General features: G+C 65.0%; 9 protein-coding genes. 5 read left to right on the top strand and 4 right to left on the bottom strand.

The features are described 5' to 3' along the window. Positions 1-27: 27 nt before the first annotated feature. Positions 28-1,650 carry an inorganic phosphate transporter gene (locus tag ABIB78_RS17310; RefSeq protein ID WP_429026609.1) on the bottom strand — a complete coding sequence of 541 codons (1,623 nt, stop codon included), beginning with the start codon at positions 1,648-1,650 and terminating at the stop codon, positions 28-30. Between the two features lie 538 nt (positions 1,651-2,188). Next, positions 2,189-3,622: a UdgX family uracil-DNA binding protein gene (locus tag ABIB78_RS17305; RefSeq protein ID WP_429026606.1), complete on the bottom strand. Its 1,434-nt coding sequence runs from the start codon at positions 3,620-3,622 to the stop codon at positions 2,189-2,191. Between the two features lie 255 nt (positions 3,623-3,877). Here ABIB78_RS17305 and ABIB78_RS17300 point away from each other — a divergent pair, with 255 nt between their 5' ends. From ABIB78_RS17300 to ABIB78_RS17290, 3 genes are read left to right on the top strand one after another with little or no spacing between them, the layout of a single operon-like run. Beyond that, positions 3,878-4,690 (top strand): ImuA family protein, encoded by an 813-nt coding sequence (locus tag ABIB78_RS17300; RefSeq protein ID WP_429026603.1) that lies wholly within the window; start codon positions 3,878-3,880, stop codon positions 4,688-4,690. Next, the gene (locus ABIB78_RS17295) at positions 4,581-6,374 is read left to right on the top strand and encodes a Y-family DNA polymerase (RefSeq protein WP_429026602.1); all 1,794 of its coding nucleotides are present in this window, start codon (positions 4,581-4,583) and stop codon (positions 6,372-6,374) included. Before ABIB78_RS17300 ends, ABIB78_RS17295 begins: the two co-directional genes overlap by 110 nt. Then, on the top strand, positions 6,371-9,979 hold the full coding sequence (locus ABIB78_RS17290) for an error-prone DNA polymerase (protein ID WP_429026599.1): 3,609 nt from the start codon (positions 6,371-6,373) through the stop codon (positions 9,977-9,979). The genes ABIB78_RS17295 and ABIB78_RS17290 overlap by 4 nt, the downstream gene beginning before the upstream one ends. Positions 9,980-10,062: 83 nt before the next feature. Here ABIB78_RS17290 and ABIB78_RS17285 read toward each other — a convergent pair whose 3' ends face one another. Beyond that, positions 10,063-10,833 carry an SDR family NAD(P)-dependent oxidoreductase gene (locus ABIB78_RS17285; protein ID WP_429026597.1) on the bottom strand — a complete coding sequence of 257 codons (771 nt, stop codon included), beginning with the start codon at positions 10,831-10,833 and terminating at the stop codon, positions 10,063-10,065. Between the two features lie 222 nt (positions 10,834-11,055). Between ABIB78_RS17285 and ABIB78_RS17280 the strand changes: the two genes are divergently transcribed. Then, positions 11,056-11,592 (top strand): GlcG/HbpS family heme-binding protein, encoded by a 537-nt coding sequence (locus ABIB78_RS17280; RefSeq protein WP_429026596.1) that lies wholly within the window; start codon positions 11,056-11,058, stop codon positions 11,590-11,592. 603 nt (positions 11,593-12,195) lie between these two features. Here ABIB78_RS17280 and ABIB78_RS17275 read toward each other — a convergent pair. After that, positions 12,196-12,483, bottom strand: a complete 288-nt coding sequence (locus ABIB78_RS17275; protein ID WP_429026593.1) for a hypothetical protein — start codon at positions 12,481-12,483, stop codon at positions 12,196-12,198. A gap of 183 nt (positions 12,484-12,666) precedes the next feature. Between ABIB78_RS17275 and ABIB78_RS17270 the strand changes: the two genes are divergently transcribed. After that, positions 12,667-14,058: a CoA transferase gene (locus ABIB78_RS17270; protein WP_429026592.1), complete on the top strand. Its 1,392-nt coding sequence runs from the start codon at positions 12,667-12,669 to the stop codon at positions 14,056-14,058. Positions 14,059-14,206 lie beyond the last annotated feature (148 nt).

The raw sequence follows: 14,206 nt of genomic DNA, 5'->3' as shown, positions 1-14,206 counted from the left end.
CGGTGCCGCGCCGAAAGCGTGGGGGCATCAGAACACGTGGTAGAACACGTAGTACAGACAGCCCGAGAGGATCATCGCGACCGGCAGGGTCAGCACCCAGGCCATCGCGATGTTGCGGATCGTCGACCATTGCAGGCCGGAGCCGTTGGCCGCCATGGTGCCGGCGATGCCCGACGACAGCACGTGCGTGGTCGAGACCGGCAGGCCGTAGCCGTCGGCCGCCGCAATCGTCGCGGCCGCCGTGATCTCGGCGCAGGCACCCTGCGCGTAGGTCAGGTGGGTCTTGCCGATCTTCTCGCCGACGGTGACGACGATGCGCTTCCAGCCGACCATGGTACCGAGGCCGAGCGCGATGGCGACGGCGAACTTCACCCAGCTCGGGATAAACTTCGTCGCGCTGTCGAGCGAGCCCTTGTACGCGTTCAGCGTGGCGACGTCGGCGGTGGTCAGTTCGGCTTCCTTGTCCTTCATCAGGAAGCGGATCGCCTCGGAGGCCAGGTACATGTCGTTACGGGTGTTGCCGACCGCGTCGGCCGGGAACTTGGCCAGCGAGCCATACTGGGCAACCTGCTGGCCGATGTCGCGCACCAGCACCGCCAGCGACGGATAGGTGCCTTCGTTGATCTGGTGCTGCGCGACATAGTTGGTCACGGCCGGGCGCGGATTGCCGATCACGTTGTAGCCGGCCGCCTTGCCTTCGATGACCTTGCTGGCCGAGGTCGAGTGCGCGGCGAACTGCTCGATCTGGCTCGCGGGCAGCGCGCGGTTCAGCGCATAGGCGGTCGGTACGGTGCCGATCAGGATCAGCATGATCAGGCCCATGCCCTTCTGGCCGTCGTTGGAGCCGTGGAAGAAGCTGACCAGGGTGCAGGTTAGGATCAGGATGCCGCGGATCCACCACGGCGGCGGCTGGTTGCCGACCGGCTCGCCGAACAGCGCCGGCGTCGCGCGCGCCAGCGCGATCTTGAGGACGTAGAGCAGGCCGGCCGCGAGCGCGAAGCCGAACAGCGGCGACAGCAGCAGCGCCTTGGCGATGTTGCCCGCCTGCGACCAGTCCACGCCGGAGGTGCCGTCACGGCCGCGCAGCAGCGCGTTGGTGATGCCGACGCCCATGATCGAGCCGATCAGGGTATGCGAGCTCGAGGCCGGCAGGCCGAGCCACCAGGTGCCGAGATTCCAGATGATGGCGGCGATCAGCAGCGCGAACACCATCGCGAAGCCGGCACTGGAGCCGACCTGCAGGATCAGCTCGACCGGGAGCAACGACACGATGCCGAAGGCAACGGCACCGCTCGAGAGCAGCACGCCGATCAGGTTGAACATGCCAGACCAGACCACGGCGATATGCGCCGGCAGCGAGCGGGTGTAGATCACGGTCGCGACCGCGTTGGCGGTGTCGTGGAAGCCGTTGACGAATTCAAAGCCGAGCGCGATCAGCAGCGCGACGAACAGCAGGATGTACGGCAGGAACGACGTGATGCGTGTGCCGGTGGCGTCGACGTCGGCATAGATGCTGTAGGCAACGAACAGCAGCGCGGCCGCAACCACGCCCAAATAGATAACGCCGGTCAGAGGATGAAAGCCCTTGTCGAGGTCCGGACCCTTTTTCAGGGCGGGCTCGATCGAGCCGGGTAACGCCATATCGCTCATGGTAAACTCCTGTCCCAATGCCTCCGATTTTGATCGATGCATATGACAAGCAATTGAAATCCGGCCCGCGAAATGAGGCGGCTACCCATGGCGGTGGACATCGAGCCGAATTTTTGTGCAACGGATTGATGGCCCACGCGCCTTCGCGGCCTCGTGGCGGCCTGTGGCAATGGAAGGTCACCGATCACGACGGAAACTCGCCGCCTGCGTTTCGCAGGGCGAGACATTGTGAAGATGAGGCCACACCGGCCACGCTCCGGGCCGTCAAGGCCCGGCGGCCGTGACATGAACGCTACAAGGGGGAAAATGCTGCGAGGGTGCGGGCCAGGTTGCAGGCAGATAGATGAGGTGGCGCGCCGCACGATTGGGGCTAGCAAACCGCGCAGCGCGCCCGCCTCAGGGTACGTCATGGCGTGAACATGACGCCCGATACCTGCGGAACATGCTACCCTAACACAGATCAATTCAAGGTTGTAGGTGTTTGTCAGGGTTTAGAACAATTTCACGTTGAAGTGTGGTTCCGCTGGTTTGGCGGAACTCAAGCCGCGTTGGCTGATCTGCGCAGCTGATGTGCCGCGATTTTCAGGTCGTCGATAAAGCGATGATATTCCAGCGCCTTTGCTTTTTCGTCGGGCAGCCGCAACAGATAGGATGGGTGCACGGTGACGAGCACCTTGATCCCATCGTGGTCGATCAGACGGCCGCGGTTCTTGTTGATCGGCGTGATCTTGCCGAGCACGCTCTGCGCTGCCGTGGCGCCGAGCGCCATCACCAGGTCCGGCTTGATGGTAGCGAGCTCGCGTTCATACCACTGCCGGCAGGCGCGGATCTCCGGCGTGTTCGGCTTCTGGTGCAACCGGATCTTGCCGCGCGGCACGAACTTGAAGTGCTTCACCGCATTGGTGACATAGACCTTGGTGCGCGCAATGCCGGCTTCCTCCAGCGCGCGATCGAGCATCTGTCCGGCCGGTCCGACGAAGGGATGGCCTGCGAGATCTTCCTTGTCGCCGGGCTGCTCGCCGACCAGCATCAGCGTTGCGCTTTGCGGGCCTTCACCGAACACGGTCTGGGTTGCGTCCTTCCACAGCGGGCAGGCGCGGCAATCGGCGGCCTCTTCGCGCAAGGCCGCGATCGTGTCGCGGGCTTGCATATCCTGGGTTTGCTTGCGGGGCATCGGCTCATCCTGCCGCTTCAGCGGCTCGGCCGCCTTGCGTGTGATGAAGGGGCCGCTCGTCATGCGCATTGCATCTTCGATCAGAGGCTTAATGATCGAGTCCTTGGGCAGGTTCCTCCAATAGGCCTGCGGCATCTCCATCACTTTCAGCCGTGCGGGATTGAGCAGGCCGTTGTCATGACGCCGCCAAACTTCCTCGAGCCGATCCTCGGTCGGCATTTCGGATTTGGCGATGCCCGGCGTGATCGAGATCGCGTGCCCGTCCCAATGTGCGCAGACGTCGGGGGTCAGGATCGACCACGGCATGTCGGCGAAGCGGCCGGCAAAGAATGGTGCGGCGAGCTCGACGATGCGATGCTCCGGCTCGAACCAGGCGACGTAATGCGCCGTCCGCTCGCGGCCGATCTCGCGGAAGCGCAGATGCGCGTGCATCCTGTCGATATCGCCATAGACCGCGCGCGCCATCGCGTGGACCTCGGCGACATCAGGGGCGGTGGTCGCGCCGAGCAGATCGTGATGGCTGCGCAGCCGCCACAGCAGGCGATAGAGCAGGGCGAAGCGCTCGTCGTTCCGATGCAGGATCGCGGTTCTTGCCAGCTCGACGAATTTGGCAGGGACGTTGAGCTGTGCCTGCGGCGGATCCGGCAATTCATTCACGCAGGATGCCGATGATAGTTCGTCATCGCGGCGTACGGTCCACGTGACTTCCGAAGGCTTCACGTCATTCAGCGCCAATCGCCGCGCGGCCTTGCGCCAGCCTTCGAAATCGGTGTCGTTGTCGAGCACGATGATGCGCATGCGATTGCTCCGTTTCCGTCACGCCGCCATTTTCGCGGCTTGTGCGCCTGACACTGCGGAAGATCAGGGCCATCCGGTTCGGCGGCTGCTGAATCCCATTGATTCCACTCATGAATCGATGAGTTCACCAATCCGATTGACTCCGCAGGCCCTGTTAGCTTTATATTAGAACATATCATGAACAAATGGGCCAGTCCCTGGTTCTCTATTCAGGTCAGTGACGGCCTCAAATTTTCAGGTGGAAGGAGCGGCGCAATGAATGGCGCACGCACGGGTACGCTTGCGTCTCTGCGCGGCAGCATCGCGCGCATCGAGGCGCCATCGGATGCGGCGATGCCGAACCGCGTCGCGCTCGGCCATGCCAGCGCGGACGCGATGCTGCGCGGCGGGCTTGCGGCGGCCGCGCTGCACGAGGTGTTCGCGGCCGGCCATCAGGGGGGCGCGGCGACCGGCTTCATCGCGGGGCTTGCCGGCCGCATGTCCTCGCGCAAGCCGCTGGTCTGGGTACGGCAGGACTTTTCCGATCGCGAAAACGGCGCGCTGTCGATGCGCGGGCTGGCCGAACTCGGCCTCGATCCGCGCCTGCTGGTCACGGTGCGTGCCGCCGATATCGATAGCGGCCTGCGCACCGCGGCCGACGCGCTCGCCTGCGATGCGCTCGGCGCGGTTGTGCTCGAGGTCTGGGGCCATGCGCGCCAGCTCGATCTCGTCGCCAGCCGCAAATTGACGCTGGCCGCGCAAGCCTCCGGCGTCACCGCGCTGGTGTTGCGGATCGCGGCCACCCCGATCCCCTCGACCGCGGAGACGCGCTGGATCGTGCGCGCGGCGCATTCGCCGCCCGGCAATGCCGCGATGCCTGCGGCGCTTTGCAGCGCCTGGGGCGCGCCGCGCTTCGAGGCCGAACTCGTGCGCAATCGTCATGGCCCGGTCGGGCGATGGATCATGGAATGGAAATGTGATGAGTGCCAATTCAGTGAACCGTCGGCGTATCCTCAGCCTGTGGCTGCCACGCCTGCCGATCGATCGCATCAAGCGCAAGCTCGCGCAGAGCATCGCCTCGCCAGCTGAGCTCGTTGCAGGCGAGCTGGATGAACCTTCAAGTGAGATGAGCACGTTGCCAGGGCTCTCTCCCCCCTTGCGGGGGAGAGTTGGAGAGAGGGGTACCACGGACGCCAGCGTATGCGGCTTACCCCTCTCCCTAACCCTCCCCCACAAGGGGGGAGGGAACCCATCCGTTGATGCCTCCCTCACAAATGGGTTAAGTAGCGGTCTCCCCAGCGTCGTGGTGGCAAAGGACCACAACGCGATCCTGCTGCACGCCATCGACGAGGCTGCGGTGCGCGCCGGGCTGTCGATCGGATTGCCGCTCGCCAATGCGCGGGCGATCTGTCCGGAGCTCACGGTCTACGACGCCGATCCCGCGGCCGATCTGAAGACGCTGAACGATATCGCCGACTGGTGCGACCGCTTCACGCCGCTGGTCGCGCTCGATCCGCCTTACGGGCTGTTCCTCGACATCACCGGTTGCGCTCATCTGTTCGGCGGCGAGCGCGCGCTGCTGCAAATCGTGACCAGCGCGCTGAACCGGCGCGGCTTTGCCATCAGTGCCGCAATCGCCGGCACCTCGATCGCGGCGTGCACGCTGACGCGCTACGCCTCGGGGCAGATCGTAGCCGATGGCGCGGAAGCGCAGGCGGTCGGCCCGCTGCCGGTGTCGGCGCTCGGCGCCGATGCCACGATCACCACCGGCCTGCGCCGCGCCGGCTTGAAGACCATCGGCGATGTCGCCGCGCGCGCGCCGCATGAAATCTCGGCGCGGTTCGGCGCAGCCTTCACGACCCTGCTCGGCCACGCGCTCGGGCAGGGCGATGCCCCGATCAGCCCGCGCAAGCCGCTGCCCGATTACATCGTCGAGAAGCGTTTCCCCGAGCCCATCGCCACCGACACCGTGATCGCGCTGACCCTCTCAAGCCTCGCCAAGATGCTGGTTACCGCGATGGACAAGCAGGGCAAGGGAGCCCGGCAACTGGAGGCGAGCTTCTTCCGCACCGACGGCGCGGTGCGCGCGATCCTGGTCGAGACCGGCCGTCCGGTGACGCGGCCCGAGATGATCGACCGCCTGTTCCGCGAGCGGCTCGATGCGCTCAACGATCCCCTTGATCCCGGCTTCGGCTTCGATCTCATCCGTCTTGCCGCAGGGCGTACCGAGATCGTGGTGCAGCAGCAGCGCGATCTCGACGCCACCGTGCACGACAATGACGCGCTCTCGGCGCTGATCGACCGCATCGCCGCCCGCATCGGGGGCAAGCGCGTCGTCGTGCATCTGCCGCTGGAGAGCCACATCCCCGAACGATCAGCGCTCGCGCTGCCGGCGCAGCATCATCTGGCCGCCGCGAGCGCGGCCGCCTGGCCGGAACGTGTCGCCGGCGAGCCGCCGCTGCGTCCGTTGCGGCTGTTCGAGCGGCCCGAACTCATAAAAGTGCCGTTCGCGACGGTGCCCGACGGTCCGCCGCATCAATTCACCTGGCGGCGTGCCTTGCACGCGGTGGTGCGGGTCGAGGGCCCCGAGCGGATCGCGATGGAATGGTGGAAACAGGACGGCGCGTCGCTGACGCGCGATTACTTCCGCGTCGAGGACGCCGAGGGCCAGCGCTTCTGGATCTTTCGCGACGGCCTCTACGAGAGCGAGCTGCGGGACGAGCAGGGCAAGTCCGTTCCGGCTAACTGGTATGTGCACGGACTGTTCGCATGAAGACATCAGTGCCCGACTATGCCGAGATCGGCATCACCAGCAATTTCTCCTTCCTGCGCGGCGGCTCCGATCCGCGCGCCTATGTGTATCAGGCGAGCGAGCTGAGGATTCCCGTGATCGGCATCGCCGATCACAACACGCTGGCCGGCGTGGTGCGCGCCTGGAAGGAGCTCGACAGCGAGAAGGTCGCCCATCCGCCAAAGCTCCTGATCGGCGCCCGCATCGTCTTCAGCGACGGCACGCCCGACATCCTGGTCTATCCGCGCGACCGCGCCGCCTATGGCCGGCTGTGCCAGCTCTTGACCCGCGGCAAGCGCGGCGATGACGGCGAGAGGATCGAGAAGGGCGATTGCCGTCTTAGCTTGTCCGATCTGCTCGATTTTGCCGAAGGCCAGCTCCTGGTACTGGCGCTGCCGCATCGTTTCGAGATGGCTGACGCGATTGATCTGCTGGCGCGATTGCAGGCGAGCGCTGCCGACGGCGTCTGGCTTGCCGCAAGCCTGCTCTATCGCGGCGACGACAAGCGCCGCCTCGCGCGGCTGCATGGTCTCGCCACTGATGCCGGCGTGCCGCTGCTCGCCACCAACGAGGTGCTCTATCACCATCCCGCGCGCCGCCCGTTGCAGGACGTGCTGACCTGCATCCACGAAAAGACCACGATCGAGGCGATCGGCCGCAGGCTCGAGGCCAATGCCGAACGACATCTCAAGCCGGCGCACGAAATGGCGAGGCTGTTCCGCGACTGGCCTGCTGCGATCGCGGAAACCATGCGCTTTGCTGATCGCATCAGCTTCTCGCTCGACCAGCTCAAATACCAATATCCCGACGAGCCGGTGCCGCCGGGCAAGACCGCGCAGCAGCATCTGGAGGACCTGACTTGGGCTGGCGTCGACAAATATTTCGGCGGCATCGCCAACATCGACAGCAAGCTCCGCGACACCCTGAACAAGGAGCTCGCGCTGATCGCCGAGCTGAAATACGCGCATTACTTCCTCACCGTGCATGACATCGTGCACTATGCGCGCAGCCAGAACATTCTGTGTCAGGGGCGGGGCTCGGCGGCGAATTCCGCGGTCTGCTACGTGCTCGGCGTCACCTCGGTCGATCCGACCAAGGTCGATCTGCTGTTCGAGCGCTTCATCTCCAAGGAGCGGCTGGAGCCGCCCGACATCGACGTCGATTTCGAGCATTCGCGGCGCGAGGAGGTGATGCAATATGTCTATCGCCGCTACGGCCGCCACCGCGCCGCCATCATCGCCACCGTCATCCATTATCGCCCGCGCAGCGCGATCCGCGACGTCGGCAAGGCGCTCGGGCTGACCGAGGACGTCACCGCGGCGCTCGCCGACACCGTGTGGGGCAGCTGGGGCAAGGGCCTCAACGACATGCAAGTGCGGCAGGCCGGGCTCGATCCCAAGAACGCGATGATCAACCTCGCGGTCGAACTCGCCACCGAGCTGATCGAGTTTCCGCGCCATCTCTCGCAGCATGTCGGCGGCTATGTGCTGACCCAGGACCGGCTCGACACCTATGTGCCGATCGGCAACGCCGCGATGGACGACCGCACCTTCATCGAATGGGACAAGGACGACGTCGACGCGCTCAACATGATGAAGGTCGACGTGCTGGCGCTGGGCATGCTGACCTGCATCCGCAAATGCTTTGACCTTATCAGTGACCACAAGGGCGAGCACTGGGAGCTCGCCTCGGTCCCGCAGGACGACAAGAGAGTTTATGACATGCTGTGCCGCGGGGAGTCGCTCGGCGTGTTCCAGGTCGAGAGCCGCGCCCAGATGAACATGCTGCCACGGCTGAAGCCGCGCACCTTCTACGACCTCGTCATCGAGGTCGCGATCGTGCGTCCGGGGCCGATCCAGGGCGACATGGTGCATCCTTATCTCAGGCGGCGGAACAAGCAGGAGAAGGAAAGCTATCCGTCGCCCGCGCCCGAGCACGGCCCACCGGATGAACTCTACAACGTGCTGCACAAGACGCTCGGTGTGCCGCTGTTCCAGGAGCAGGCGATGCGGATCGCGATCGAGGCGGCAAAGTTCACCTCCGAGGAGGCCAACGGCCTGCGCCGTTCGATGGCGACCTTCCGCAATCTCGGCACCATCGGCAGCTATGAGGAGAAGCTGGTCGGCAACATGGTGGCGCGCGGCTACGATCCGGATTTCGCCCGCAGCTGCTTCGACCAGATCAAGGGTTTTGGCTCCTACGGCTTCCCGGAAAGCCATGCCGCAAGCTTTGCCCAACTCGTCTACATCTCCTCATGGCTGAAGCACCATCATCCCGATGCGTTCTGCTGCGGCCTGCTCAACTCACAGCCGATGGGCTTTTACGCCCCGGCGCAGATCGTCGGCGACGCCCGCAACAACGGCGTCACGGTGCGCGAGGTCGATGTTTCCTTCAGCTTTGCGCAGAACACGCTGGAAGAGCGCGACGGGAAATACTGCGCGGTGCGGCTCGGCTTCCGCCAGATCGACGGCTTTCACTGGCTGGATGAGGATGAGGAGAGGCTGAAACAGCAGCAGGCGCTGTGTAGTGCGCGAAGCGTAAACGTGCATGAGTCAGGGAGGCACGAATGGATGGGTCCCCTCCCCCCTTGCGGGGGAGGGTTAGGGAGAGGGGTCAGCCGCACGGGCAGTGGTCGTGGCTTACCCCTCTCTCCAACTCTCCCCCGCAAGGGGGGAGAGAGCCCAACCACCTCCCGCGCGGCTTTGGACCAGATGCGTGCGTCAACGGGATACGTGAATAAGACGGAGCAAGTGGGAGAGGCGAAGCAAGAAAAGGACTGGGCCGACCGCATCGTCGCCGCGCGCAACCGCCGGCCCTTCACCTCGCTGGAAGATTTCGCGCGCGATACCGGCCTGCCCAAGCGCGCACTGATCCTGCTCGCCGATGCCGATGCATTCCGCTCGCTCGGGCTCGACCGCCGCGAGGCGCTGTGGGCGGTGCGGCGGCTGCCCGACGACGTGCCGCTGCCGCTGTTCGAGGCCGCCACCGCGCGCGAGCAGCCGGATGAAGGTGCCAAGCCGCTGCCGGAGATGCCGCGCCCCGAGCAGGTGGTCGCCGATTATCAGACCATCCGCCTGTCGCTGAAGGGCCATCCGATGGAGTTTTTGCGCGAGATGTTCACCAAAGAGCGCGTCGTAGCCTGCCACATCATCAACCGGAGCAACGACCGCCGCCGCGTCCGTTGTGCCGGCGTCGTGCTGGTGCGGCAGCGTCCGGGCAGCGCCAAGGGCGTCGTGTTCATGACGCTGGAGGACGAGACCGGCATCGCCAACATCGTGGTGTGGCCGAAGGTGATGGAGCAGTACCGCAAGGAGGTGATGGGTGCGCGCCTGATCCTGGTCGAGGGCTACATCCAGAGCAGCCCGGAAGGGGTGACGCATCTGGTGGCGCAGCGCATGATCGACCGCTCCCACGATCTGATCGGCCTTGCCAACGAATCCCTGAGCCGCAAGCATCCGGTGCCTGCGGGCCCGGCATTGATCGAGCCGCTCAACGACATCAGCCGCGATCACGGCGATGCGCCGGCGCAGAAGATCCGCCACCCGCGCAACGTCCGCATCCTGCCGCCGTCACGCGATTTTCATTAGTCATCGTGCGATGACGGCGCCGTTGAGCCGGCTATCTCCCCAACGTCGTCCCGGCGAAAGCCAGGACGACGGCGAAGTGTTCCTCAAAAATTCACCCGGTTCGAGATCGCGCCGTCGACGACGAGGTTCGAGCCTGTCGTGAACGAGGAGACCGGGCTCGCCAGGAACACCGCCGCGTTGGCGATCTCCTGTGGGGTGGCCATGCGGCCGGTCGGATTGCGGGCCAGCGCATCCTGGTACATCTTGGGTGCGTTCTGCTCGACCATGTTCCAGATGCCGCCCTTGAAATATACCGTGCCCGGCGACACGACGTTGACGCGGATTTTCTTCGCCGCATATTGCCGCGCCAGTCCCTTCGCCATGTGCACCAGCGCCGCCTTGATCGGGCCGTAGGAGCCGGCGCGATCCGCCTGCGCTGCCGAGATCGACGAGATGATGATGAAGGCCGCGTCGCCGGTCTGTTCGCCGCTCGCCTCGAGGAACGGGCGTGCTGCCTCGAAGGCGTTCACCGCGCCCAGCACGTCGAGCCGGAAATTCTGCTCCCACGATGCCGGATCGCCGCCTTGCGCCATGGCGCCGGCATTGGAGAACATCATGTCGATGCTGCCCAATCCCGCCGCGGCATTGGTAATCCACGATTTCAGCGCCGTGCTGTCGGTGATATCGACCGCCGCGCCGGTAGCGCGCCCGCCGGCGGCCTTCAGTTCGGCAACGCCCGCCGCAACCTGCTCGGCATTGCGGGCGCAGACCGCCACGCCCACGCCTTCGCCGGCCAGCGTCGCCGCAATTGCCCGCCCGATGCCGCGCGTGCCGCCGAGCACGATCGCGTTTCTTCCCTTCAAACCCAGATCCATTCGCATGTCCTTTGCTGATGCGCGCGGACTGTAGCGTCCATCGCAGCCTTGCGCGACCTCGATATCCCGTCGCGTCACGCGATTTTCATCGCAGGATGTCGCATACCGCGTTGCAACCAATCGATCTCGCCTTGTGCGCCGCGGATCAATTGCTATCGTCCCGCCGCCCGGCGATCGGATCTGGGGCGTCTTAAAAGAACAATCAAACTGGGAGAGAATGACATGCGTTATTTCACTGCGCTCATCGGCGCGGCATGCGTCGCGTTCGTCACGGCCACCGGCGCGTTTGCCCAGGTGCCCTCCAATCCCGACAACCCGAACGACGTCGTCCCCGATGCGTTGACGCCGCCGCCCTATGGCGAGCCGATCAACCTCGAAACCGCCAAGAAGGTCGCCGCCGCCGCGGTCGCCGAGACGCAGAAGCGAAACTGGAATGCGTTCTGCATTGCGATCGTCAATCCGGCCGGCGATCTCGTCTACTTCGAGAAGCAGGACAATTGCCAATACGCCTCGATCGGCGTCTCGCAGCACAAGGCGCGCACCACGACGCGTTATCGCCGGCCCACGCTGACGTTCGAAAATCTGATGGGCAAGGGGCCATACTTCTCCTATCTCGCAACGCTCGACGACGTGGTCGCCTCGCGCGGCGGCAACCTCCTGGTCGTCGACGGCAAGATCGTCGGCGCCATCGGCGTCAGCGGCGGTTCGGGCTCGCAGGACAATGTGATCTCGCTCGCCGGCCAGGCTGCGCTCAAGTAGGATGCAAATGGTGCGAGCTTCTGCCGGGCTTCGTCCGGCAGACGCCGCTGATGTGATCGATGGGTATCGCTGCGCTCCACCTTGATTTATTTGTTCGGCTTTTCAGAATTTAACTTGACGCGCACCCCAACTCAGATGTTCAATGCTCCCGTCTCACCCGGCACGAGGGGCGCTTCGCGGTCGTCACGAACGTGGGTCGAGATGCGGTGGACGCCGCGCGTGTGACTGACGAGAGCACGCGAGGCGGACGGTGAAGTCGCGTGGTCCTGACGCCCTAGTGGCAGGTGTCTTTTCGCATTGCGCGATGCGCGTTGCGAAGGCGGTGACAAGCAAGCCCAGTCTCGCCGGGGAGAGCGCGAAGTAAGCCGTAACCCATCGCGCAGGGAAAGCCGGGTTGCTCCGGTTACACCTGTGGTCCTACCCCCGAGCTTTCCACCCTTTGCTCGGGGCCCATGGGTGCGATCGGCACCCGGCTTTCCCTGCGCCCTCTGTCAAGAGAGGGTGAAACGAGACGCAAAGCTCGGACAAATCATGTCGCGAGAATGCTGACGTGTGCCTTACATGCGAATGCTGACACGAAGCTTACAAGCGGTCCCAAATTGACTACTCCACTGCCGCACCCACCGGCGGTCCGCCCGGCGGGCGGTGCAGGAAGGTGATCGATGCATAAGCGCCGACCCACGAGCCCGCTGCGGCAAAGGCGACATACACCCAGTTTTCGGTGTAACTGATCACCGCATAGGACGAGAGCAGATACCAGATGCTGCTCCAGGTCGCCGCCGGCACGCGCTTGCGCGCCACCACCGCCGAGGTGAACATGACATAGACCGCGTCGGTGGCCGCGGTTGCGACGAAGACTGCGCCGGCAGTGATGGGATCGATGGCAGCCATTGCAACTCCTGTGTGGGTCAGGCAGAAGGCTTGATGCGGAAAAGTGCGAAGCGGGTTTGCCTCGCGACAAACGCGGAACGCGCTTGCGCGGAGATCGCGCCCAAACAAGCTTTGACGGTTGGGATCGGCACCGCCTTCTTGTCATGATGCTCATGCATAGAATAATCGTAAACAGGTATGCGCATGCAGGACATTCGTGAAATTCTTGCCGATGTCTGGACCGGCGCCGGTGGCGCGCCGTCCGCGCTCGACGCGGTCACGCTGACCGGCAGCGAGCCGCAGCTGCCGTCGTCGTTTCGGGTCGCAGCCGCGGCGCAGGTACCGATCGCTGCAGCCGGCCTTGCCGCGGCCGAGATCTGGAAGGCCCGCAGCGGCGAGCAGCAGGACGTCGCGGTCGACATGCGCCACGCCGTCGTCGAATGCCGCAGCGAACGTTACCTGCGCGTCGACGACAAGCCGCCACCGCCGGCCTGGGACAAGATCGCCGGCGTCTACCGTGTCCGAGACAACCGCTTCGTCCGCCTCCACACCAATTTCCCGCATCACCGCGACGCCGTCTGCAAAGTGCTAGGCTGCAACGCCGAGCGTGACGACGTCCAGGCCGCGCTGCTGCAATGGGACGGCGAGGCGTTCGAGACCGCGGCCTACGCCGCCGGCGGCGTCGTCGCCTTGATGCGTTCGCATGACGAGTGGTCAGCGACGCCGCATGCAAAAGAACTGGCAAAACTGCCGCTGATCTCGATCGAGAGGATCGGCGACGCCGCGCCAAAACCGTGGCCCCCGGGTGACCGGCCGCTGGCCGGCATCCGTGTGCTCGATCTGTCGCGCGTGATCGCAGGTCCCGTCGCCGGCCGCACGCTCGCGGCGCATGGCGCGGATGTGCTGCTGATCTCAGGTCCCGCTCTGCCTGCGATCCCCTGGCTCACCATCGATACCGGTCGCGGCAAGCTGACGAGTTTCGTCGAGCTGCGAAGCGAAGAGGGCCGGGGCGTGATGCGCGATCTCGTGGCGCAGGCCGATATCCTCTCGCAAGGCTATCGTCCGCAGGCGATTGCGCGGCTCGGCTTCTCATCGGAGGAAGCGGCGCGCATCAACCCCGGGATCGTCTATGTGACACTCTCGGCCTATGGCCATGCCGGACCGTGGGCGGAGCGCCGCGGCTTCGATTCGCTGGTGCAGACCACGACCGGCTTCAACCACGCCGAAGGGCAGGCGGCCGGCGTCGACGGGCCGAAGGAATTGCCGGCCCAGATGCTCGATCACGCCACCGGATACTTCATGGCGTTCGGCGCCATGATGGCGAAGGCCCGCCAGGCGTGCGAGGGCGGCAGCTGGCACGTCCGGGTGTCGCTGGCGCAGACCGGGCGCTGGTTGTGGAATCTCGGCCGCCTCAAAGGCGGCCTTGCGACCGAGGACCTGACGGCGGACGCAGTGCAGCCCTTCATCGAGCAGCTGCCGTCCGGCTTTGGCACGCTGAGTTCAGTCCGGCATGCGGCGCGTTTGTCGAAGACCCCGGCCTATTGGTCCCGGCCAGCCATGCCGCTCGGCAGCAATCCCCCGGAGTTTCCCGGATGAGACATTCAGCAGCCGTTCAGGCTATCCAAACTTTAACGGCAGGCGCCGCCGAAGCGCGATTTTTAGGTTGTTTGAAACGCCAATTCGGCACTATTAGCGCACCGCTGGGGCAGTCCCGCCGGACGCTGCAACGATCGACCCCGCGGAC

The sequence above is a fragment of the Bradyrhizobium sp. I1.14.4 genome, assembly GCF_050435825.1.
GTDB lineage: Bacteria > Pseudomonadota > Alphaproteobacteria > Rhizobiales > Xanthobacteraceae > Bradyrhizobium.
The sequence above is the reverse complement of the archived record's forward strand: the minus strand, read 5'-3'. Positions and strand labels throughout refer to the sequence as shown.

Bases quoted from the DNA above. Each gene is read 5' to 3' on its own strand.
- ABIB78_RS17295 (WP_429026602.1), top strand. From the start codon at position 4,581: ATGAGTGCCAATTCAGTGAACCGTCGGCGTATCCTCAGCCTGTGGCTG.
- ABIB78_RS17270 (WP_429026592.1), top strand. From the start codon at position 12,667: ATGCAGGACATTCGTGAAATTCTTGCCGATGTCTGGACCGGCGCCGGT.
- ABIB78_RS17300 (WP_429026603.1), top strand. From the start codon at position 3,878: ATGAATGGCGCACGCACGGGTACGCTTGCGTCTCTGCGCGGCAGCATC.
- ABIB78_RS17275 (WP_429026593.1), bottom strand. From the start codon at position 12,483: ATGGCTGCCATCGATCCCATCACTGCCGGCGCAGTCTTCGTCGCAACC.
- ABIB78_RS17290 (WP_429026599.1), top strand. From the start codon at position 6,371: ATGAAGACATCAGTGCCCGACTATGCCGAGATCGGCATCACCAGCAAT.
- ABIB78_RS17305 (WP_429026606.1), bottom strand. From the start codon at position 3,622: ATGCGCATCATCGTGCTCGACAACGACACCGATTTCGAAGGCTGGCGC.
- ABIB78_RS17280 (WP_429026596.1), top strand. From the start codon at position 11,056: ATGCGTTATTTCACTGCGCTCATCGGCGCGGCATGCGTCGCGTTCGTC.
- ABIB78_RS17310 (WP_429026609.1), bottom strand. From the start codon at position 1,650: ATGAGCGATATGGCGTTACCCGGCTCGATCGAGCCCGCCCTGAAAAAG.
- ABIB78_RS17285 (WP_429026597.1), bottom strand. From the start codon at position 10,833: ATGGATCTGGGTTTGAAGGGAAGAAACGCGATCGTGCTCGGCGGCACG.